Source organism: Devosia sp. (assembly GCF_024707125.1).
Taxonomy (GTDB): domain Bacteria; phylum Pseudomonadota; class Alphaproteobacteria; order Rhizobiales; family Devosiaceae; genus Devosia.
Genome location: NZ_JANQAH010000007.1, coordinates 600068 through 620886 on the forward strand (window position 1 = coordinate 600068; position 20819 = coordinate 620886).

20 protein-coding genes and 1 pseudogene are annotated in these 20819 nt (G+C 61.1%); 16 read left to right on the forward strand and 5 right to left on the reverse strand.

Annotated features, from left to right (window positions below; genetic code table 11):
- Positions 1 to 40 precede the first annotated feature (40 nt).
- Complete coding sequence (gene topA, locus NVV77_RS08190) at positions 41 to 2674, forward strand: type I DNA topoisomerase (protein ID WP_295412006.1); 2634 nt, start codon at positions 41 to 43, stop codon at positions 2672 to 2674.
- 13 nt (positions 2675 to 2687) lie between these two features.
- Here the strand turns inward: topA and NVV77_RS08195 are convergent, their stop codons facing one another.
- Positions 2688 to 3068 carry a nuclear transport factor 2 family protein gene (locus tag NVV77_RS08195; RefSeq protein ID WP_295412008.1) on the reverse strand — a complete coding sequence of 127 codons (381 nt, stop codon included), beginning with the start codon at positions 3066 to 3068 and terminating at the stop codon, positions 2688 to 2690.
- 51 nt (positions 3069 to 3119) lie between these two features.
- On the reverse strand, positions 3120 to 4166 hold the full coding sequence (locus tag NVV77_RS08200; RefSeq protein ID WP_295412010.1) for a dipeptidase: 1047 nt from the start codon (positions 4164 to 4166) through the stop codon (positions 3120 to 3122).
- Between the two features lie 98 nt (positions 4167 to 4264).
- Here NVV77_RS08200 and rnr point away from each other — a divergent pair, with 98 nt between their 5' ends.
- From rnr to rpmG, 3 genes are all read left to right on the forward strand, one after another.
- Positions 4265 to 6553 (forward strand): ribonuclease R, encoded by a 2289-nt coding sequence (gene rnr, locus NVV77_RS08205; protein ID WP_295412011.1) that lies wholly within the window; start codon positions 4265 to 4267, stop codon positions 6551 to 6553.
- 4 nt (positions 6554 to 6557) lie between these two features.
- Positions 6558 to 6953, forward strand: coding sequence for a DUF983 domain-containing protein (locus NVV77_RS08210; RefSeq protein WP_295412012.1), 396 nt, complete (start codon positions 6558 to 6560; stop codon positions 6951 to 6953).
- Positions 6954 to 7047: 94 nt separating this feature from the next.
- A complete protein-coding gene (gene rpmG / locus NVV77_RS08215; RefSeq protein ID WP_046104197.1) occupies positions 7048 to 7215 on the forward strand; it encodes a 50S ribosomal protein L33 in 168 nt (55 codons plus the stop codon).
- 397 nt (positions 7216 to 7612) lie between these two features.
- Here rpmG and NVV77_RS08220 read toward each other — a convergent pair.
- Both NVV77_RS08220 and NVV77_RS08225 read right to left on the reverse strand, forming a co-directional pair.
- Positions 7613 to 8984 (reverse strand): annotated as a pseudogene (locus NVV77_RS08220) (PleD family two-component system response regulator).
- Between the two features lie 87 nt (positions 8985 to 9071).
- A complete protein-coding gene (locus NVV77_RS08225) occupies positions 9072 to 9443 on the reverse strand; it encodes a response regulator (RefSeq protein WP_291417845.1) in 372 nt (123 codons plus the stop codon).
- A gap of 123 nt (positions 9444 to 9566) precedes the next feature.
- On the opposite strand from NVV77_RS08225, the gene NVV77_RS08230 reads away from it, so the two are divergent.
- From NVV77_RS08230 to NVV77_RS08280, 11 genes are all read left to right on the forward strand, one after another.
- Positions 9567 to 9845: a DUF3572 family protein gene (locus NVV77_RS08230; RefSeq protein WP_295412018.1), complete on the forward strand. Its 279-nt coding sequence runs from the start codon at positions 9567 to 9569 to the stop codon at positions 9843 to 9845.
- A gap of 9 nt (positions 9846 to 9854) precedes the next feature.
- Positions 9855 to 11183, forward strand: a complete 1329-nt coding sequence (locus NVV77_RS08235; RefSeq protein WP_295412020.1) for a DNA polymerase IV — start codon at positions 9855 to 9857, stop codon at positions 11181 to 11183.
- Entirely contained in the window at positions 11180 to 11638 is a 459-nt protein-coding gene (locus NVV77_RS08240; protein WP_295412022.1) for a RidA family protein, read from the forward strand. Before NVV77_RS08235 ends, NVV77_RS08240 begins: the two co-directional genes overlap by 4 nt.
- A gap of 70 nt (positions 11639 to 11708) precedes the next feature.
- On the forward strand, positions 11709 to 12470 hold the full coding sequence (locus NVV77_RS08245) for a glycerophosphodiester phosphodiesterase family protein (RefSeq protein WP_295412024.1): 762 nt from the start codon (positions 11709 to 11711) through the stop codon (positions 12468 to 12470).
- The gene (locus NVV77_RS08250) at positions 12460 to 13635 is read left to right on the forward strand and encodes a GNAT family N-acetyltransferase (protein ID WP_295412026.1); all 1176 of its coding nucleotides are present in this window, start codon (positions 12460 to 12462) and stop codon (positions 13633 to 13635) included. Before NVV77_RS08245 ends, NVV77_RS08250 begins: the two co-directional genes overlap by 11 nt.
- A gap of 81 nt (positions 13636 to 13716) precedes the next feature.
- Positions 13717 to 14817 (forward strand): hypothetical protein, encoded by a 1101-nt coding sequence (locus NVV77_RS08255; protein ID WP_295412028.1) that lies wholly within the window; start codon positions 13717 to 13719, stop codon positions 14815 to 14817.
- 12 nt (positions 14818 to 14829) lie between these two features.
- Positions 14830 to 15246: an HIT family protein gene (locus NVV77_RS08260; protein WP_295412029.1), complete on the forward strand. Its 417-nt coding sequence runs from the start codon at positions 14830 to 14832 to the stop codon at positions 15244 to 15246.
- Between the two features lie 96 nt (positions 15247 to 15342).
- A complete protein-coding gene (gene lexA / locus NVV77_RS08265) occupies positions 15343 to 16050 on the forward strand; it encodes a transcriptional repressor LexA (protein WP_295412030.1) in 708 nt (235 codons plus the stop codon).
- Complete coding sequence (locus NVV77_RS08270) at positions 16050 to 16430, forward strand: nuclear transport factor 2 family protein (RefSeq protein WP_295412031.1); 381 nt, start codon at positions 16050 to 16052, stop codon at positions 16428 to 16430. The genes lexA and NVV77_RS08270 overlap by 1 nt, the downstream gene beginning before the upstream one ends.
- Positions 16431 to 16640: 210 nt before the next feature.
- Complete coding sequence (locus NVV77_RS08275) at positions 16641 to 18023, forward strand: HAMP domain-containing protein (RefSeq protein WP_295412033.1); 1383 nt, start codon at positions 16641 to 16643, stop codon at positions 18021 to 18023.
- Positions 18023 to 18343 carry a GGDEF domain-containing protein gene (locus tag NVV77_RS08280; protein ID WP_295412035.1) on the forward strand — a complete coding sequence of 107 codons (321 nt, stop codon included), beginning with the start codon at positions 18023 to 18025 and terminating at the stop codon, positions 18341 to 18343. Before NVV77_RS08275 ends, NVV77_RS08280 begins: the two co-directional genes overlap by 1 nt.
- 216 nt (positions 18344 to 18559) lie before the next feature.
- Here NVV77_RS08280 and NVV77_RS08285 read toward each other — a convergent pair whose 3' ends face one another.
- The gene (locus NVV77_RS08285; RefSeq protein ID WP_295412037.1) at positions 18560 to 19504 is read right to left on the reverse strand and encodes an alpha/beta hydrolase; all 945 of its coding nucleotides are present in this window, start codon (positions 19502 to 19504) and stop codon (positions 18560 to 18562) included.
- Between the two features lie 86 nt (positions 19505 to 19590).
- On the opposite strand from NVV77_RS08285, the gene NVV77_RS08290 reads away from it, so the two are divergent.
- Entirely contained in the window at positions 19591 to 20310 is a 720-nt protein-coding gene (locus tag NVV77_RS08290) for a YafY family protein (RefSeq protein WP_295412040.1), read from the forward strand.
- Positions 20311 to 20819 lie beyond the last annotated feature (509 nt).

The following is a 20819-nucleotide window of genomic DNA, read 5'->3' on the forward strand; positions in this document are numbered from 1 at the left end:
TTGCGCGCTCTCAGTTACAGCGTTGCGGAACGGGTCATCCATGAAGGTCGTCGTCGTTGAAAGTCCGACTAAGGTCAAGACAATCAACAAGTATTTGGGCTCGGGCTATGAAGTCCTGGCCAGCTTCGGCCATATCCGCGACCTGCCGGCCAAGGACGGTTCGGTTCGTCCTGACGAAGATTTCGCCATGTCCTGGGAGGTCGACACTGCCTCCAAGAAGCGCGTTTCCGATATTGCCAATGCCCTCAAGGGCGCTGATGAACTGATCCTCGCAACCGACCCTGATCGCGAAGGCGAGGCCATCTCCTGGCATATCCTTGACGTGCTCAAGCAGAAGAAGGCGATCAAGAAGGACCAAAAGGTTCAGCGCGTGGTCTTCAATGCCATCACCAAGGATGCCGTGACTGCGGCCATGGCCAATCCGCGCGAACTCGACATGCCGCTGGTGGACGCCTATCTCGCCCGCCGCGCGCTCGACTATCTCGTCGGCTTCACCCTGTCGCCGATCCTGTGGCGCAAACTGCCGGGCTCTCGCTCGGCTGGCCGCGTGCAGTCCGTCACCCTGCGCCTTGTTTCCGACCGCGAAGCCGAGATCGAAAAGTTCAAGGCCGACGAATACTGGTCCGTCGAGGCCTCGCTCGCCCAGAACGGCAAGGGTTTTGTGGCCCGCCTGTTCTCCGTCGATGGCAAGAAGACCGACAAGCTCGACGTCAAGACCGGCGAAGACGCCGCTGCGCTCAAAAAACTCATCCAATCCGGCCAGTTCAACGTTTCCAACGTTGAAAAGAAGCCGACCAAGCGCAACCCCTACGCGCCCTTCACGACCTCGTCGCTGCAGCAGGACGCCTCCTCACGCTTGGGCCTTTCGCCCTCGCGCACCATGCAGATCGCCCAGCGCCTCTACGAAGACGGCCTCATCACCTATATGCGTACCGACGCCGTGCAGATGGCTCCGGAAGGCATTGCGATGGCCCGCTCGGTCATCGGCAAATATTACGGTGACGAGTACCTCCCCGAAAAGGCGCGCATCTATCAGTCCAAGGCCAAGAACGCCCAGGAAGCGCACGAAGCGATCCGCCCGACGGACATGTTCAAGCGCCCCGAGCAGCTCTCGCTCGATGCCGACCAGGCAAAACTCTACGGCCTGATCTGGCGCCGCACGCTTGCTTCGCAGATGAAGTCGGCCGAGATCGACCGCACCACCGTCGACATCGCCGTCAACGTACCCGGCCGCAATGTCGAACTGCGCGCCGTCGGCTCCGTCGTCACCTTCCCGGGCTTCCTCAAACTCTACGGCGTCGAGGTCAAATCCGACGAAGAGACCGAAGACGAAGACAGCCGCGAACTGCCCCCGCTCAAGGTCGGTGACAAGCCGACTCTCGAAAAGGTCGAGATCGAGCAGCATTTCACCCAGCCGCCGAGCCGCTACACCGAAGCGAGCCTGATCAAGAAGATGGAAGAGATCGGCATCGGCCGTCCTTCCACCTATGCCGCCATCGTCTCGACCCTCAAGGACCGCGACTATGTCCGCCTCGAAGGCAAGGCCCTGCACCCCGAAGATCGCGGCCGCATCGTCACCGCCTTCCTCGAAAGCTTCTTCACCCGCTATGTCGAATACGGCTTCACCGCCGGCCTCGAAGAGCAGCTCGACGAAATTTCCGACGGCAAGCTCGACTACAAGCAGGTGCTGCGGGATTTCTGGAAGGATTTCACCGGCAATATCGACGAGATCAAGGACCTCCGCGTCTCCGAAGTCCTCGACGCCCTCAACGATCTCCTTGCCAGCCGCATCTTCCCGCCCAAGGAAGACGGTTCGGACCCGCGCCGCTGCCCCACCTGCGGCACCGGCACGCTCTCGCTGAAACTCGGCAAATTCGGCGCGTTCATCGGCTGCTCGAACTATCCCGAGTGCAAGCACACCATGCAGCTCTCCGACGCGGCCTCCGGCCAGTCCTCGGAAGCCGCTCAGGGTGATGGCGTTCTCGGCACCGATCCGGAATCGGGCGAGGAAGTGCATCTGAAATCGGGCCGTTTCGGTCCCTATGTCCAGCTTGGCGAAGGCAAGGAGCCCAAGCGCTCGTCCCTCCCCAAGGGCTGGGAGCCGGGCTCCCTGACGCTCGAAAAGGCGCTGCAGTTGCTCTCGCTGCCGCGCGAAGTCGGCCTGCACCCCGAAACCGGCCTCCCCATCTCGGCCGGCCTCGGCCGCTATGGCCCCTTCATCCTGCATGATGGCAAATACGCCAACCTGCCCGATGTCGAGGAAGTCTTCACCGTCGGTCTCAACCGCGCCGTCGACCTCCTCGCCCAGAAGGCCGCCGGCGGCTTCAAGCGCGGCGGTGGCACTGCGGTCGCCGCCATCCAGACCTTCGAGCACGACAACGGCCCCATCACGGTCCGCGCCGGCCGCTATGGCCCCTACGTCAATCAGGGCAAGGTCAATGCGACCATCCCCAAGGACGTAAAGCCCGAGGACGTCACCGTCGAACAGGCCGTCCAGTGGATTGCCGCCCGCGCCGAAGCCACCGGCACCAAGGTGAAAAAGGCTCCCGCGAAAAAGGCCGCGGCCAAAAAGCCTGCTGCCAAAGCAACCGCCGAAAAGAAGCCGGCCGCCAAGAAGGCACCGGCAAAGAAGGCCGCCAAGGCGACCGTGACAGAAGAAGATCCGCCGTTCTGAGGCGGGTCAGTCTTCAGTTTTCCAGCATGGTCTCGGTGTGGAGGGCGCACTTCCAGCTCTTGCCGTCGCGCACCCAGGTTGTGCTGTCAGCACATTTCAAGTCCATCGGCTTGCCGTCCATGTCGCCCTTCTGGTGCACCTTGTAGGCGATCACGGCGGTATCGTCCGACGGGAAGATCACCTCAAGATTACTGAACTTGAAGCTGTCGAGGGTCCACTTGCCCTCCTTGGTCATCTTCTCATAGGCATCGGGGTCGATCTTCATCGACCCCATCGGCCCGGTGATCAGACAATCCTTAGCGATCAGCGTCTTGGCGAAGCGGGCATCCTTGTCCACCATGGATTGCCAGAAGCTGGTCTCGAGTTCGACGATACTCTGTTGGTTCGCGTTCATGACCGTTCTCCTTTGAGTTGAGAAAACGGCTCGCGGCAGGCGGGGTTCCGCCTAACCCATCGTCCTTCCGATCACGCTTAACCAGTTCTCCAAGGCGATCTTGCGGACCAATTCCTCGCCATAGCCCTTGTCCAGCAGCGCCTGCAGCAGCTTCGGCACGCCGGTGACATCCTTGATCGGCGCCGGCATCACCGCGCCATCAAAGTCGCTCCCCAGCGCCACGCCATCCTCGCCAAGCGCCTCCACCAGCGCATCGACATGGCGAACCATCAGTTCAAGCTCCATGTCCGGCTCCATCTTGCCGTCCGGCCGCAGGAAGCCCGTCGCATAGTTGAGCCCGACAACGCCGCCGCTCTCGCGGATCGCCGCCAGCTGCCAGTCCGTCAGGTTGCGCGTCGAAGGACAGATCGCAAAAACATTGGAATGCGTCGCCACCAATGGCTTCGATGAAATCGCCGCCACATCGCGGAAGCCGGCGGCATTGAGATGGCTGAGATCAATCATGATCCCCATCCGGTCACACACCCGCACCAACTCCTTGCCGGCATCGCTCAGCCCCGGCCCGATATCGGGATCCGCATTGTGCTTGAACGGCACACCGGTGCCGAACGCATTGGCCCGGCTCCAGGTGATCCCCAGCGAGCGGAAGCCCGCGGCATAGAGCACTTCGAGCGAATTGAAATCGGTGTCGATCGCCTCGGCGCCCTCGTGGTGATAGATCGCCGCAAGCTTTCCGGCCGCAATCGTCGCCCGCAGTTCCGCCTCAGTCCGACACACGGCCAGCGCCCCGGCCTTCTCCAGCCGGAACATCAGCGCCGCCATGGCATTGGTCGAGCGCTGCGCCTCGGCAATGTCGAGCTCCGGTGGCAATTGCCCGCCCGATGTCGTTGGGCTCGCTGCCACGGCCGTCAAATTCGTCTTTAGCGGCGGCGGGAACATGGCAAAGAACCCGCCAACCATGCCGGCTTCGTTCGCCCGCGGCAGATCGATATTCGCCTCGGCCATGCCCTCTGTGAACAGCTCCACCTTGTTGGGCCGCGGGTCATCCAGCAGCCGTAACAGCGTGTCATTGTGCCCGTCGAAGAATGGAATCGTCATGGAATCGCCTTGGGTTGAAGCGCCCATTCAAGCGGCCTTTGTTCGGCGTGGCGAGCCAATTTGGCAAAAGCCCTGCAATCCCCTACATATCGGGCAACATGACCACCAAAAAACCAAAACCAAAACCAAAAAACACCTCGGGCCCGAAGCGCAGCGCACAACCGCGCGCCGGTGAATTGCCCACGCGCGAACAACTGCTCGAAGCCTTGGCGCAAGACGCCGACATCAAGGGCAAGCGCGACCTCGCAAAAGTCTTCGGCATCCGCGGCGATATGCGCCGGCCGTTCAAGGCCATGCTGGCCGAGCTTGAGGGCGATGGCGTCATCACGCGCACGCGCAAGGCGCTGCGCCGCACCGCCGCCCTGCCCCATGTGACCGTGCTCGACATTCCTTCGGATGCCGATCCCGACGCGCTTCACGCCTTCCCGGCCCAATGGAACCCGGAAGAAGGCGAAAAGCCCCGCGTCGAAATCCTTGTCAGCAAGGATTCCCGCGTCGTCCCAGCCCCAGGCGACCGCATTCTTGCCCGCATCGATGCCGGCGATGGCGAAATTCCCTTCTATACCGCCAAGCCGATGAAGGTGCTGGACAAGCCCCGTCGCGGCCAGATCGGCATTGTCCGCATGGACAATGAAGGTGCCCGCCTCATCCCGGTTGATCGCAAGCAGAAGGAAATGCGCATTCCACTCGGCGATCTCGGCGAAGCTGCCGACGGCGATCTCGTCGAAGTGGAAGTGAAGCTCTCCGGCCGCCTGATGATTCCGCGCGCCCGTGTGACCTCTGTCATCGGCAACCCCGCCTCCGAAGGCGCGGTCTCGATGATTGCCATCCACAATCTCGAAATTCCCTACAAATTCCCGACCAGCGTCATTCGCGAGGCCGAAGAGGCCAAGGAAGCAACGCTCAAGGGCCGTGAAGACTGGCGCGACCTGCCGCTCGTCACCATCGATCCGCCCGACGCCAAGGACCATGACGACGCGGTGCACGCCGCGCCCGACGACGATCCGAAAAACCCCGGCGGCCATGTGGTCACCGTGGCCATCGCCGACGTCGCTGCCTATGTTCGTCCCGGCACCTCGCTCGATCGCGAAGCCTACCTTCGCGGCAATTCGGTCTATTTCCCTGACCGCGTCGTGCCCATGCTGCCCGAGCGCATTTCCAACGAGCTTTGCTCGCTCAAGGAAGGCGAGCCCCGCGCCGCCCTCGCCGTGCGCATGGTGCTCAATGCCGACGGCCATAAGATCAGCCACAGCTTCCATCGCATCCTGATGCGCTCGGCGGCAAAGCTCAGCTACCAGCAGGCCCAGGCAGCGATTGACGGCAATGCCGACGACAAGACCGGCCCGCTGCTCGAACCCATCCTGCGGCCCCTCTGGGACGCCTACGACGCCATGGCCGGCGCCCGCGACAGGCGCGGCCCGCTCGATCTCGACCTGCCGGAACGAAAGATCATCCTCGACGACAAGGGCATGGTCGCCGATATCCGCATTCCGGAGCGTCTCGAAGCTCATCGTCTCATCGAAGAAATGATGATCGCGGCCAACGTCGCCGCCGCCGAAACGCTCGAGCAGAAGCGGAGCGAACTGCTCTATCGCGTCCACGATGAACCGAGTTCAGAAAAGCTGCAGAGCCTGCGCGACTTCCTCGGCAGCCTCGATATCGCGGTCAAGAAGTCTGATTCCGTCCGCGCCTCCGATTTCAATGGCATTCTCGGCCAGGCCCGCAAGGCCGGCAATGTGGAGCAGGTCAGCGAAATGGTGCTACGCAGCCAGGCGCAGGCCGAATATTCCGCCGAGAATTATGGTCATTTCGGTCTCAACCTCGACCGCTATGCTCACTTCACCTCGCCCATCCGCCGCTATGCCGACCTCATCGTGCACCGCGCCCTGGTACGGGCACTCGGCCTCGGCGACGACGGCCTCACCGATCAGGAAGCGACCAAGCTCCAGGGCATCGCCCAACACATCTCGGCCACCGAGCGCCGAGCCATGGTGGCCGAACGCGAAACCTCCGATCGCCTCCTGGCGCAATTTCTGGCGCAAAAAATCGGCGCCCGCTTCGAGGGCCGCATCTCCGGCGTCACCCGCTCCGGTCTCTTCATTCGCCTCATCGAGACCGGAGCCGACGGTTTCGTTCCCGCCTCCACCCTCGGCGAGGACTACTATCGTTATGTCGAAGAACGGCAGGCGATGATCGGCGAGCGCGGCGGCGAAACTTTTACGCTTGGCGACCGTGTCACCGTGCGCCTCCTCGAAGCCGCACCAGTAGCCGGTGCGCTACGCTTTGAACTTCTGTCGGAAGGCACCCGCGGCAATCCGCCATCTGGTCGGCGCCCGCAAAAGCGACCATCTAAGAGCTTCGGTCCCAAGGGCCGGAGAAAGAGGTAGTTCCATGACCGAGAACGCCACAACTCTCGAAAATCGCAGCGTGGGCCAGGCCATGTGGCGCGGCACGCTCTGCAAGTGCCCCCATTGCGGCAAGGGCAAGATGTTCCGCGCCTATTTGAAGGTCGCGGACCAGTGCGACGTCTGCGGCGAAGAGCTCAAGCACCATCGTGCCGACGACTTCCCGCCCTATATCGCCATCACCATCGTGGGCCACATCATCATCTTCCTGATGCTCCACATGGACATGACCTACCACGTCCAGCCGATCACCTATGTGATCACCATGATTCCCCTGGCCATCGTCCTGCCGCTCGCGATTCTGCCCTCCACCAAGGGCTCGATCGTCGGCCTGCAATGGGCCACGCGCATGTATGGTTTTGGTACCGGCCAGCGGGACTGAACCTCCGCTTGACAATCGTCCGCAAATCCGTAGTTTGCGCCCAAATTCCAGCGCTGCCGTTTCGCAGCGCCTTTCTTTATGAAGGACTGCGAAAATGGCAAAAGCCGCCACCATCAAGATCAAGCTCGTGTCGACGGCTGATACCGGCTTCTTCTACGTCACCAAGAAGAACGCACGCACCCAGACCGAAAAGCTTGCTTTCAAGAAGTACGACCCGGTCGTCCGCAAGCACGTCGAATTCAAGGAAGCCAAGATCAAGTAATCTGATCTGACCTTCTAAGTGTTTGAAGGCCCTGCACATGGTGCGGGGCCTTTTCGCATTTGGGCCAACCAATTGTGCGAACGGTTACGCTCCACGCGAACAGTCTGCTAGCGTCGGGGCGCAGTTCTATAACGATTTCGGGAAGGAGAGTGGCTGGTCCGGAGCGGTACGTCGAAGAGGCCACTCTCACCGCATCCGGACCAACCGCCCTACGGAACTCAGGAGTTGCGGCGGACCTGAGAAAAGCCGTAGGGAGCTCGGAGGCATCAGTCGTTTGCGACCGTCGCCGTCTGAAATCACCCTACAATGGGCCCGGGGAAACTCAAGGAAATCCAGTCAAAAGCGACTGATAACCGTTTGTTAATTATAACAGATAACCCTAATAGCGGGCATTTTATCAAGCGGCGTCCAGGATCACCCGATTGCGGCCCTCGCGCTTGGCGCGATAGAGCGCCAGGTCAGCCCGCTTGATCAGGCTTTCCGAGGTATCGGCAAGGCTCTCGTTGAACGAAACCCCAACAGACACAGTGACCGTCAACGGCCGCTGACCATTGATTTCAAAGGTCTTTTTCACCAACAGCCTGACGCACACGCTCAGCCACCAGCTCGGCATTGCTGACGTCGGTATCGGGCATCAGCACCACGAATTCCTCGCCGCCGAACCGGCAGGCCAGATCGACCCCACGGATATTGCGTTTCATCCGCGCCGAGAATTCCTTGAGCACCACGTCGCCGACGTCGTGGCCATAGGTATCGTTGACCGATTTGAAGTGGTCGATATCGAGGATCATCACCGCCAGGTTGCGTTCCTGCTCCTGGGCTTTGCTCAGCAAGACATTGAGATGTCTATCGAAATAGCGACGGTTATAGAGCCCTGTCAGATCGTCCGTCACCGCCATGGCAATGGAATTGTTGACGCTTTCGCGCAGCTCCATCGCGTAGCGATGCCGCCGGATCTGCGTGCGCACCCGCGCCTTGAGCTCGTTGCGCTCGATCGGCCGGCTGATGAAATCATTCACCCCGAGATCAAGCGCCCGCACCACGCGCGGCTTGTCGCCATCGTCGGCCATCAGGATGATCGGCAGGTTTCGCGAATGCTCGACAGTCCTGATCTGCGAGGCGACGCGCAGCGGGTCAAAGTCGTTGAGCGACATGCTGACCAGCGCCAATTCATATTGCGCGCCAGACACTTGGAACACGGCATCAGCCGGCTCGAGCAGGATGTCGACCTTGTGTTCTTCCGAAAGATAGCCCTGCACGCGCTCGGCGTGGCGCTTGTCGGTGTCGATGATCAACACCTGCCCGCCTTGGGCGGAGATCGTGTCCATCGCCCGCAGCGCGTCCTCAATGGCCAGTTGCTGGCCAGTCAGCGCACGCGCCCGCAATTCGTCCGTCAGCGACTTGAGCCGCGCCAGGCTTTTGACACGCGCCATGAGCTGCATGTCATCGACCGGCTTGGTGAGAAAGTCGTCCGCCCCGGCCTCAAGGCCTTTCACGCGGTCGGAAGGCTGGTCGAGCGCGGTGATCATCAACACTGGCACATGATGCGTGCGGGGGTTGGATTTGAGGAGACGGCAGACTTCAAAGCCGTCCATCACCGGCATCATCACATCGAGCAGAATGATGTCGACGTCGGTTCCTTCAAGGATTTCAAGCGCTTCCGGCCCGGAACTGGCGGTCAGCACCTCGAAATATTCTGCGGTCAGCCGCGCTTCGAGCAGCCGAACATTCGTCGGAATGTCGTCGACAATCAGAACGCGCGCCGTCACCGCATATCCCCCAAACAAACCAAATCATCCCGATGCCAACTGGCTACCGGGAGAAGTCCGCCTAAACATTGACCGTCTCGGGCGCCGTCAGGCAGGCCCAATATATTGGGCAATGGTTTCCAGAAAATGAGCCACGGAGATAGGTTTCGATATGTAACCCTCGCACCCGCCTTGTAAAATCCGCTCCTCGTCGCCCTTCATGGCGAAAGCCGTAACGGCGATGACGGGAATATGGGCGAGTTGTTCGTCATCCTTGAGCCATTTGGTGACAACAAGGCCTGACACTTCCGGTAGCTGGATATCCATCAGGATTAGGTCGGGCATATGCGCCCGTGCCAGATCCAGTGCCTCAAGGCCATTGCGGGTCTGGATGACCCGGTAGCCGCGCGATTCGAGCAGATCGTTGAAGAGCTTCATATTCAGCTCGTTGTCTTCCACGATCATGACTGTCTTGGACATTGGTCCTCACTTGCGTGCCTTTGGCACCGGCACTATCCCCGGTCCCAGCACCACGGCCCTTCGCTTCCCCATCGCCTTGGGGTATCATTCAATCCGTTACAAAACCTCAAATGAGGCCAAGACTTGCCGCTCGCAAAACCGTCATCGCTGGACCTCGAAGAGGTCGCCGGGGCCTGCCTCGGTTACCTCGCCGAAAACCCCGATGAGCTGCTGGCTTTCATGCAGCATGCCGGGCTCGATCCGCAATCTCTTCGTTCCGCGATCGGTACGAAGCGCCTGCAAACCGGGCTCATCGACTATTTTGCAGCAAACGAACCGATTCTGCTCGCACTCTGCGCAAATGCCGGCATGAACCCGGAATCGTTCATGCGCCTGTGGCACAAACTCAACCCCAACGGGTGACCCGAGGCGATGGATTGGCTGTGCCGCGACTGCCTCAGTTCCGGAACGGCGGCGGCTGAACCCCGCCGCTGTCCCCAATGCGGCTCGCCCCGAATCCGCAGCCATTCCGAGCTCTTCGGCCTCTCCATCGCCCATGTCGATTGCGACGCCTTTTACGCCTCAGTCGAAAAGCGCGATGACCCGAGCCTGCGCGATCGTCCGCTGATCATCGGCGGCGGCGTGCGCGGCGTTGTCTCCACCTGCTGCTATATTGCCCGCCAGTCCGGCGTCCGCTCCGCCATGCCCATGTATAGGGCGCGCGAGCTTTGCCCCGACGCGGTGATCATCAAGCCCAACATGGCCAAATATGTGGAAGTCAGCCGGCAGATACGCAGCCACATGGACGCGCTGACGCCACTCGTCGAACCGCTTTCCATCGACGAAGCCTTCCTCGACCTGACGGGCACCGAGAGGGTTCACAAGGCGCCCCCTGCCCTGACCCTGGCGCGCTTCTCCCGCACCATCGAGCAGGAGGTCGGCGTCAGCATCTCCGTCGGTCTCAGCCACAACAAGTTCCTCGCCAAGGTCGCCTCCGACCTCGACAAGCCGCGCGGCTTCGCCGTCATCGGTGCCGCCGAAACCCTGTCATTCCTCGCGCCAAAACCCATCAGCCTGATCTTTGGCGTCGGCAAGGTCTTCTCCGAGACCCTCAAGAAGGACGGCTATCACACGATCGGCCAGCTACAGGAAGCCGACCCTATCCAGCTCATGCGGCTCTACGGCGAATCGGGCGCCCGCCTCGCCCGCCTTTCCCTTGGACAGGACAGCCGCCGCGTCTCGATCGATGGCGAGATGAAGACCGTTTCCTCCGAAACGACCTTCAACCGCGATCTCGCGACGCTTGAGGAGCTGTCCACCGAACTTCTCCAATGTTGCGAACGCCTCTCCGAGCGCCTGAAGGCCAAGAATATCGTCGGCGAGACGGTGACGCTAAAGCTCAAGACAGCTGGATTTAAGTTGCGCACACGCGCCCGACACCTGATGATGCCGACACAGCTCGCCAATGTGCTTTATGAGGCAGGACTAAACCTCCTGCAGCGAGAGGCAGATGGCACGCCGTTCCGCTTGATCGGCATCGGCATTTCGGGCATCGAAGCGGCCGACGGGTCCGATCCAACGGACCTTCTCGAACCGCAGGTTGCCCGCAAGGCAGCGGCGGAACGGGCCATGGACCGCGTGCGTACCCGCTTTGGCCGCGCCGCCGTCGTCCGCGGCAAACTTTATACCAGCCGGCCCGAAACCAGTTCGGCCCCGGCATCCGAAGAAGAAGCAGAAGACCTGGAAGGCAAGACCAGATGACCGATCCGATCCAAAAGCTCCGCGAATATGGCTATGAACTGCCCGCGCCCAAGGCGCCGGTCGCGAGCTATGTGCCCGTCACCCGCAGCGGCAATCTCCTCTATGTCTCGGGCCAGATCTCGACCGGCGAGAACGGCGTGGTGGGCGGACGTCTGGGGGACACAATGAACGTCCAGCAGGGCGGCAATGCTGCCGAGCTCGCCATCCTCAACGTCCTTTCGCACATCGTTTATTCCGCAGGCGTACCGCTGCAGGACATCAAGAAGATCCTGAAGCTGACGGTTCTCGTCTGCTCCGACAATGAATTCACCGAACAGCATCTCGTTGCCAATGGCGCATCGAACCTGCTGGTCGGCATCTTGGGCGACAAGGGCAAGCACGCCCGCGCCGCCTTCGGCGTTACCTCGCTGCCATTTGGCGCAGCGGTGGAAATCGACGCTGTCGTCGAAGTCTAGCACCCGCCTGTAATTGCACTGTCACGGAGGCGTGCGAACCGGACGCCTCCGATTTCACGGCAGATTTTTCATGACCGCACCGCTCTTTCCACGCCCCGTCGCTCATCGCGGCCTGCACGACCGCGCCAATGGCGTCATCGAAAACAGCGCCAGCGCCTTTGCCGCCGCCATTGCGGGCAATTTCGCCATCGAGTGCGATCTCCAGCTCACCAGCGACGGTCACGCGGTGGTCTTTCACGATGAGAAGCTCGAACGGCTGACGGGCGAAACCGGTCTTGTCAGCGACCGTACCCTCGCCGAAATGACCGACATGAAGCTGCTCGACAGCGCCGCCGGCGACCGTCCGCAGACCTTCGACGCTTTCCTCGAGCAAATCTCGGGACGCGCCCTCCTCCAGGTCGAGCTCAAGCACCAGCCGAGCCTTGATGCCACGCGCCGCCTCGCGACGGTTGCGGCCGAAGCGCTCGCCAAATATTCCGGCCCGACCACGGTCGAATCCTTCGATCCGCGCCTCATCGCTCTCATCCGCGAATACGGCTTTGCCGGCCCGCGCGGCATCATCACCTACGACTACGAAGGCGAAGACTATCCGCCGGGGATCACCGAGGACGAGCGCTACACGCTCCGCCACCTCCTCCACTGGCATGAGACGCAGTTCGACTTCATTTCCTGCGACAAGAACGCCCTGACACTGCCCGCGATCACATTCTGGCGCGCCCTCGGCAAGCCGGTGACCGCCTGGACGATCCGGTCTAAGGTTGAAGCGGAGGCCGCGGCCCCCTACATCGACCAGATCGTGTTCGAAGGGTTCAACCCGGACAGTGTCTCCTAAAGAGCTTTCAGCAACCATCCATCCCTCGACGGCCTCCATTCCGGCCGAGCAGTGGAATTCCCTTGTGCCGGGCACCGATGGGGTGCCCGACAATCCCTTCCTCGATCACGCCTTCTTTCTCGCGCTCGAAGAATCGGGCTGCGCCAACGGCCGCACTGGCTGGCAGCCGCAGCACATCCTCATCAAGGACGAAGCCGGCACTGCCGTAGGCTTGTTGCCTCTGTTCCTCAAAACCCATTCCATGGGCGAATATGTCTTCGACCACGGCTGGGCCCAGGCGCTCGAACGCGCCGGCGGACACTATTATCCCAAGCTGCAGGGCTCCATCCCCTTCACGCCCGTGACCGCCCCAAAGCTGCTGGTTCCCTCGGACAGTCTCGAAATCCGCGCTGCACTGCTCTCGACAGCCGAAGAGCTGGCCCGCCAGCGCAATGCCTCGTCCGTACACCTGACCTTCCTTCCCGGCGAAGATGCGGCCACGGCCACGGCCTCGGACTGGCTGAGCCGCGTGGACACGCAGTTCCACTGGCACAATGACGGCTTTCCGACTTTTGACGCCTTTCTCGAAACCCTCTCCTCGCGCAAGCGCAAGGTGATCCGTCGCGAGCGCCGCGACGCATTAGCCGATGGCATCACCATTCGGTGGCTCAACGGAAGGGATATCGAGGAGCATCACTGGGATGCTTTCTTCGATTTCTACGAGGACACCGGTTCTCGGAAGTGGGGCCAGCCCTATCTCAACCGCAAATTCTTCTCGCTGCTCGGCCAGTACATGGCCGACCGGATCGTCCTGATCTTCGCCTACGATCGCAATGAGCCCATTGCCGGCGCTATCAATTTCATCGGCAAGGACCGGCTCTATGGGCGCAATTGGGGCGCGACCCGCGAAGTGCCATTCCTCCATTTCGAGGTCTGCTACTACCAGGCTATCGACTACGCCATCGCCCACGGCCTCAGGGTTGTCGAGGCAGGCGCGCAGGGCGAACACAAGCTCGCGCGCGGCTACACCCCGGTGAGCACGCATTCGGCGCACTGGATTGCCCATCCGGGCCTCAGGGAGGCCGTTGCTGACTATCTCGAGGCAGAACGCCCTGCGGTAACCCACGAGCAGTCGGTGCTCGAAACTTTCTCACCCTACCGGCGCGGCGAACGCACCGATCGCTGATCGCGTGCGGCGGCAAAGCACCTTTCCCTCCCCGGCGATCGATTCTAAAACCGTCTTATGTTTTGGGACGCTTTCATTTTTTTGCTTCAAGCCGCGCTCGCCTTCGTCGTTTCGACGGCTCTTTTCGATGCGCTCCACTGGCTGCTGCACCGCTGGGAAAAATCTCCCAATCCGTGGCTGAGGAAATTCTCCTCCTGGCACTGGGTCCACCACAAGTTCCTCGGCCTCGATATGCAGGTTAACCCGGCCTATGTCCGGGCCAATATCTGGTTCCACGTCCTGCCCGAATACCTCACCGCAATGCTGGGAACGCTGCTGTTCCTTTTCGTCTTTCCCTGGCCGCCGATCGCGCTCGTCGCCCTGGTGCGCACGATCATGCTGGGCCTGACGCTGCGGGAAGAAGGGCTCGATTTCAACCACATGTCCATGAACCGCGTGGGAGGCCAGCAGGGCCTTCTCTGGGTAAACAACAATTACCACGCGATGCATCACGTCTATCCGCACAACTTCTTCTCATCCTTCACCAATGTCTTCGATCTCGTCGCCGGCACGACCTGCCAGATCGAGGGGCGGCGCTTTCTCGTTACCGGTTCGGGCGGCGCCTTCGGCTCAGCCATGATCAAGGCGCTGGAAAAGCGCGGCGCCATTGTCGAAGTGGCAAAGTCAGGTGTCGATTTTTCTGCAGGCAGCTACGCCGGACTAGAAGAAAAGCTCGCGCGCGCCGATGTTCTCGTGCTTTCCCATGGCGCCAAGACCGACGACTGCTGGAACGCCAATTACGTCACCTTCCGCGATCTCATCGAGCGTTTCACCGCCATCGGCAAAGGCCGCCTGGCGCCACCCGAAGTCTGGGCGCTGGGCTCCGAAGTCGAATTTCATGGCGATATGGGCCTTGATGAACTCAAGGACTATTCCAGTTCCAAGCGCGCCTTTGCCGCCCGCGCTCGCCACTATTATCGCTCCGACGATCTCATTTACCGCCACATCGTCCCCTCGTCCTTCACCTCCGCCATGGGCAAGGGCGCGATGTCAGCGGAAACGGCCGTCAACATCGCGCTGTTTTTCATCACGCGCGGTATCAAGTATGTTCCGGTTACATTGACGGGCCTTGCCGTCCTCAATTTCTTCCGCTTCCGCTACGCCAACAATGCCGGCGACGAAACGCTGGCCGCAGCCGAATAATCCGAGGAGCCAATGAGCTACGATCCGACCAATATCTTCGCCAAAATCCTCAAGGGCGAACTGCCCTGTCACAAGGTCTATGAAGACGAGACGGCGTTGGTGATGATGGACATCTTCCCCCAGTCGAGGGGCCACACGCTAGTCATTCCAAGGGCCGCCTCGCGTAACCTTCTCGATGCCGATCCTGCGGCTCTCGCGGAAGTCATCCCGCTGGTGCAACGCGTCGCCAAGGCTGTCCAGACCGCCACCAAGGCCGATGGCCTGCGTCTAGCCCAGTTCAACGAAGCCCCGGCCGGCCAGACCGTCTTCCACCTGCATTTTCACATCATTCCCGCTTATGAGGGCATTGCCCTTGGCGCCCACGCCGCCGGCCGCGCCGACGATGGCGAACTGGCCCAATTGGCCAAGGACATTGCGGCAGCGCTCTAGCACCCGGAAAACACCAAAACCCCAAGACTCTTGCGGAACATAGGTGGAACACATATAGTCGTTCCGTCTATGTTCCGATTCTGGGGTCGCCGGGCAATGCTGACGCGCAAACAACACGAACTTCTCATGTTCATTCATGAACGCATGAAGGAAAGCGGCATTCCGCCGTCCTTCGATGAAATGAAGGACGCGCTCGATCTCGCCTCCAAATCAGGCATTCACCGGCTGATCACCGCGCTTGAAGAGCGCGGCTTCATCCGCCGCCTGCCCAACCGGGCCCGCGCGCTGGAAGTGGTAAAGCTCCCCGATTCGATGAACCCCTCGCTTGGCGGCCGCAAGTCCCGCTTTGAGCCATCCGTGATCGAGGGCAATCTGGGCAAGGTCGCCTCGCCTCCCGCACGCAGCACCGACGACTATGCCCGCCCGATCTCGATCCCTGTCATGGGCCGCATCGCCGCCGGTACGCCGATCGAGGCGATCCAGAGCCATTCCCACACCATCGCCGTTCCCCCGGAAATGCTCGGCGCTGGCGAACACTATGCGCTTGAAGTGCGCGGTGACTCGATGATCGAGGCCGGCATTTTTGACGGCGACACGGTGCTCATAAAGAAGCAAGACACGGCCTCGACCGGCGAGATCATCGTCGCTCTCGTCGATGACGAGGAAGCCACCCTCAAGCGCCTGCGCCGCAAGGGCAATACCGTGGCGCTTGAAGCTGCCAATCCGGCCTACGAAACCCGCATCTTCCCGCCCGACCGCGTCAAGGTGCAGGGTAGGCTCGTTGGGCTCCTGCGGAAATATTGATGAGCGTGGCCGCCACACCTGAAGCGGTGATGGCGGCTTATGCCGACCTGATCAACCGGCACGATTTTGCGCTGCTGGTCCCCCTGATCGCCCCGGAAGCCAGCTTCTGGTTCAGTTCGGGCACCTACAAGGGCTACGACGCGGTGCGCGAAGCCTTCGAGCGTACTTGGCGACGTCTCGCCAACGAGACCTATTGGCTCGAAGACCTCGCCTGGATCGCCAGAAGCGCGGAGGCCGCCAGCTGCACGTACCGCTTTCATTGGCACGCTACGATCGACGGTCAACGCGCCGAAGGCAAAGGTCGCGGCACGACGGTTCTTGCCAAAAGCGAGAATGGCTGGCGCATCGTTCATGAACACTTGAGCGCCTTTCCGACGTAGCTGAGGCCGCCACGCGTTCGCCGTCAAGGCGTGTCTCAACCGGGACCAGTCTCACGCACATCCATGGCCATTGGGGCTTCCGTTGGTGCCCGCCACCCAGCCTGCGACATCGCGAACCAAACAAAAATGGCAAAGTTTAAGCCGATTTTTAGCGCCATCGCGCATCCTCTAGCCTGAATCTAGGCCCCCCTAATTGGAACGAGGACCGCGATGCGCATCAGCACGATCACCAATTGGGCATATGCCTTGACCGTAGGCCTGACCTTGTTGTCAGGCGGTTCGTTCATCATTGGGACGCACTACGCGGATCGCGAGCGTGACGCCCTCGATACGGCATGGAAGGCTGATGAGAGTGTCGAAGCGCTGGCCCGGGCGGCCGAGCTGACCACGGAGGACGCCCGACTTTACGTGTTCACTGGCGAGCAACGATACCAACAGGCTTTTCAGGCGGCCCTGGCCGAAGAGCGTGAACGGGAACGCGCGGTTCGCATATTGCGAGAACGGGGGCTGCCCGAAGAGGAATTGGCAGCGCTTCGCGCGATAGAAGCAAACGCCGAAATCCTGGACGCAATCGAGGAAGGCGCGGTTGCAGACTTTGCCAACGGAGCCGAAGCTCAAGCCAAAGCGGCTCTCTTCTCTCCCGAACACGAAGAAGCCCAGTTCGGCCTCCTGAGCAGCGTCAGCCATTTTGTCGATCTCGTTGCCACGCGAACCCGCGGGGAAGTGGAGCAGGCAAGCGCTCAGGCAGCTCTTTGGGGAACGATAGCCAAGTCGATGCTCGCCCTGACCGCCGTGGTCTTCCTGTGCGTGCTCTATTTTGTCCTGACGCGGCGTGTGACGCGCCCCTTGCTTCGCATGAGCAATGTCGTGCAGCGCCTCGCCAAGCAGGACTATGATGTTCAGCTTCTGACAGACGGTCGTCGCGACGAGATTGGCGACATGAACCAGGCGATCCAGATATTTCGTGACAACGGCCTGGAAAGAGAGCGCCTGGACGCCGAACGGCGCAAGGATCAGCAGACCAAGGACCAGATTCTACAACTGATGCATCGTCTCCAGGCCTGTCGACTGGAAGGAGAACTTGCCCCGGTCGTGTCCCTGTTTGCCTCGCAACTGTTTCCGGATCTGTCCGGCCATCTCTTCGTGATGAACGCGGGCAGGACGGCGCTGATCGCCAAAAGCAGTTGGGGCACGCCCACCCTGTCCGGCAGAGAATTCGCCGCTCATGAATGCTGGGGAATTCGAAGAGGCAGAGCGCATTTCAGCGAGGGCGCAAACAGTGACGTCAGATGCCTCCACCTTGAACAACAAGGCTCAAGCTCGGCCCTTTGCGTTCCGCTCTCTGCGCGCGGGGACACGGTCGGCGCACTGTACTTCGAGGAAGCCGAAGGCAGCGCGGCCCTCGGGAAAGCACGAACATATGTCGAGTTGATCGCGGAAAATCTGGCCCTGGCGATCGCCAATCTTCAATTGCGGGATCGACTGGCCAACCTCGCCGTGAAGGACCCCCTGACTGGACTACTCAATCGGCGCTCGCTGGACGAGAATCTGGCGGAGTTGATCCAGGGGGTGAAGACGGTTCCGCTTCGCTGATGATGATCGATATCGACCATTTCAAACGCTTCAACGATCAGTTCGGACATGACGCAGGCGACTTCGTCATGGGTCAGGTGGCGGCCATCATGACGAGTATCGCTGGACCCGGCGGTGTCGTGCATCGATATGGCGGCGAGGAGTTCGCAATCATCCTTCGAAAGCAGGACACAACTGCGGCGCTCCACACCGCGGAAGCGATAAGGCATGCCATCGAAACGGCGCCGATCGACTATCAGGGGCGGCCCTTGGGAACTGTCACCGTTTCCATCGGCATAGCCTCCACCGAAGATGATCGACCCAAAGCCACGCTGATGTAGCGGGCCGATGCGGCGCTTCTGCAGGCCAAGTCCAGCGGTAGAAATGCCGTGGTCAGCGATTGGTCTGGCCGCGCCAATAGACGCCTTGCATGAAGGAAAACAGGTCGCACTCCGCTTGCTGCAAGCTGAGGCGATGACGACCGGTCTATCGCCTCGGGCGTCACTTCGGCCCTCCGGCCGAACCGGAGGGCGTCTGTTCGTGCAGCCCCCTTGGGACTAGGAAGCCTTCTGCCGTTCCAGCCAGCCCAATATCGTCCGGTTCGTCTCTTCCGGTTTTTCCTGCTGGATCCAGTGCCCGCAATCGAGCATGACCACATCTACATTCGGAACGAACGTAGCCAGCTTATCGGACGGCGGAATCGCGTCGCGCGCGCCGTGGATCATGAGTGTTGGCTGCCGAATGATAGGATCCGCATCGGCCAACAGATGCCAGTTGCGATCAAGATTCCTGTACCAGTTGATGCTGCCGGTGAATCCCGTTTTCTCGAAGGCCGAGACGAAAACCGCCAACTCGCCGTCGCTCATCAAGGGCTCCCCGAGCGGCGTTTCTACCCTGGCGAGATTGATCATCGCCATGCCCGGCTCAGGCTCCTTGAAGGGCTCGTTTTTCCGATAGAGGTTGCGTAGGAACCGGAAGGCATTCTCGTCCAATACGGCGTCGGCCACGCCCGGCTGCCGATTGAAATGGACGAAATAGTACTCGCTGCCAAGGATTTGCTCCAGGAACTCGATCCAGGGCAGCTCTCCGCGCTCCTGGTATGGCAGGCTCAGATTGATCACTTTGTTGACGCGGCTCGGATGCAACAGGGTCAGCCCCCAGACGACCATCGCTCCCCAGTCGTGACCGACAAAAGTGGCTTGGTCGTAGCCGTAGTGATCGAGAAGCGCGACAAGGTCACCCGCCAAATGCTCGATGTCATAGGCTGAGACTTCGGCCGGACGGGACGAGTTGCCATAGCCCCGTTGGTTCGGAACGATGACATGGTAGCCGGCTGCGACAAGGGCCGGCACCTGGTAGCGCCAGGAAAAAGCATGCTCCGGCCAGCCGTGACAGAGCACAATCGGGTTTCCGTGATTTTCCCGGCCTGCCTCGAAGACTTCGAGTTTCACGCCGTTGACGGAAACAAGCGAAGGCTTGGGAAAGTCGATCATATTGGGCATTGGTCATTCACCTTGCTGATGTTGCGACCGCTGCCTAAAAGTGAATGGTGCCAAACTTTGACACCATTGAATGACATCCTCTCCGAATGAAAGCTCGCCTCCGACAAGACGCCATCGTGCGCAGCCTTCGCCGCAACGGCACGTCGACAGTAGCCGACCTCGCCGAAGCGGTTGGCGCGTCCCGGCGCACCGTTCTGCGTGACATCAGCGCGTTGCGTGATGAGGGTTTTGTCATTCATTCCGAGCCCGGGCGCGGCGGTGGCCTGCAACTCGATCCGCAATCGCTTCAGACCACAGCGCGGCTCTCGGTCGCCGAAGTCTTCGCGCTTCTCATCAGCGTTGCATCGATGCGTGCAGCCGGAAACCTTCCCTTTTCGGATCTCGCCGATGCCGGGCTCTCCAAAATCGAGGCAGCCTTGCCGCCGGACAAGTTGCGCGACCTGCGCCGATTCCTGGGCTGCCTCTATGTCGGGCAACTGTCACCGCAGGTGGACATCTCGGATATGGGTGCGATGGACCCCACGCTGCTGCCGGCATTCGAGACGGCATTTCTCCAGCGGCAGCATCTGCGCTTCCAATACCGTGACGCAAAAGGGATCTTGTCCCACCGAAATGTTGAGCCGCAGGCCATGCTGATCCTGCCGCCGCTATGGTATTTGGTGGCCTGGGATCCGGCGCGTAACGACTTCCGTCACTTTCGTATGGACCGGATCAGCACGCCGGCAATCGACGAAGGCGCAACCTTTCAGCGGCGGCATGTGCCGTTCGAGGATCACGTCCGCCCAGTTCGCGATCTGTCTCGTTGAACGCGGCACATAGGCATTCGCCGTTGCACAGCCTGAACAGCGCAACGCCGGCGCGCGCGCCTTCCTCCCACCCCAAAACTCTCCCCGCTACCCACCACCGCCAACGTCCCATCGGCCAATGCCTTTCGCGGCCACCACCAAACTTATCCCCGGCCCCTGCCCTTCATGCCACTATCCCTCCGTTCCCACCGCAACACGCGGTACCGACGAAGTGCCGGGTGGGGAGACGGGCTGCTTGAGGTCGCTCAGGCGGGTGCGTGGATGCCGACCACCGGTCAAGCGGCAGTGAGCCCCCGTTGCATCTTGGGATGCTTCCGACGGCGATCTGGACCGTAAAACCTCAAAAGGGGACCGCTCGAGGCGTGCGCAAAAAAATCCCGATCGTGGGAAGCGGCTTTCGCCTCTTCTTTTCATCCACATTTCGGGGCGAAAGCCGCTTTCCGCCGTGCGCCCGATGGGCGCCGCGACCGTGCAACCGCGACGCCAACAAAAAGGCCGGGCGGCACTTT

Bases quoted from the DNA above. Each gene is read 5' to 3' on its own strand.
- topA (WP_295412006.1), top strand. From the start codon at position 41: ATGAAGGTCGTCGTCGTTGAAAGTCCGACTAAGGTCAAGACAATCAAC.
- NVV77_RS08195 (WP_295412008.1), bottom strand. From the start codon at position 3,068: ATGAACGCGAACCAACAGAGTATCGTCGAACTCGAGACCAGCTTCTGG.
- NVV77_RS08200 (WP_295412010.1), bottom strand. From the start codon at position 4,166: ATGACGATTCCATTCTTCGACGGGCACAATGACACGCTGTTACGGCTG.
- rnr (WP_295412011.1), top strand. From the start codon at position 4,265: ATGACCACCAAAAAACCAAAACCAAAACCAAAAAACACCTCGGGCCCG.
- NVV77_RS08210 (WP_295412012.1), top strand. From the start codon at position 6,558: ATGACCGAGAACGCCACAACTCTCGAAAATCGCAGCGTGGGCCAGGCC.
- rpmG (WP_046104197.1), top strand. From the start codon at position 7,048: ATGGCAAAAGCCGCCACCATCAAGATCAAGCTCGTGTCGACGGCTGAT.
- NVV77_RS08225 (WP_291417845.1), bottom strand. From the start codon at position 9,443: ATGTCCAAGACAGTCATGATCGTGGAAGACAACGAGCTGAATATGAAG.
- NVV77_RS08235 (WP_295412020.1), top strand. From the start codon at position 9,855: ATGGATTGGCTGTGCCGCGACTGCCTCAGTTCCGGAACGGCGGCGGCT.
- NVV77_RS08240 (WP_295412022.1), top strand. From the start codon at position 11,180: ATGACCGATCCGATCCAAAAGCTCCGCGAATATGGCTATGAACTGCCC.
- NVV77_RS08245 (WP_295412024.1), top strand. From the start codon at position 11,709: ATGACCGCACCGCTCTTTCCACGCCCCGTCGCTCATCGCGGCCTGCAC.
- NVV77_RS08260 (WP_295412029.1), top strand. From the start codon at position 14,830: ATGAGCTACGATCCGACCAATATCTTCGCCAAAATCCTCAAGGGCGAA.
- lexA (WP_295412030.1), top strand. From the start codon at position 15,343: ATGCTGACGCGCAAACAACACGAACTTCTCATGTTCATTCATGAACGC.
- NVV77_RS08270 (WP_295412031.1), top strand. From the start codon at position 16,050: ATGAGCGTGGCCGCCACACCTGAAGCGGTGATGGCGGCTTATGCCGAC.
- NVV77_RS08275 (WP_295412033.1), top strand. From the start codon at position 16,641: ATGCGCATCAGCACGATCACCAATTGGGCATATGCCTTGACCGTAGGC.
- NVV77_RS08280 (WP_295412035.1), top strand. From the start codon at position 18,023: ATGATGATCGATATCGACCATTTCAAACGCTTCAACGATCAGTTCGGA.
- NVV77_RS08285 (WP_295412037.1), bottom strand. From the start codon at position 19,504: ATGCCCAATATGATCGACTTTCCCAAGCCTTCGCTTGTTTCCGTCAAC.
- NVV77_RS08290 (WP_295412040.1), top strand. From the start codon at position 19,591: ATGAAAGCTCGCCTCCGACAAGACGCCATCGTGCGCAGCCTTCGCCGC.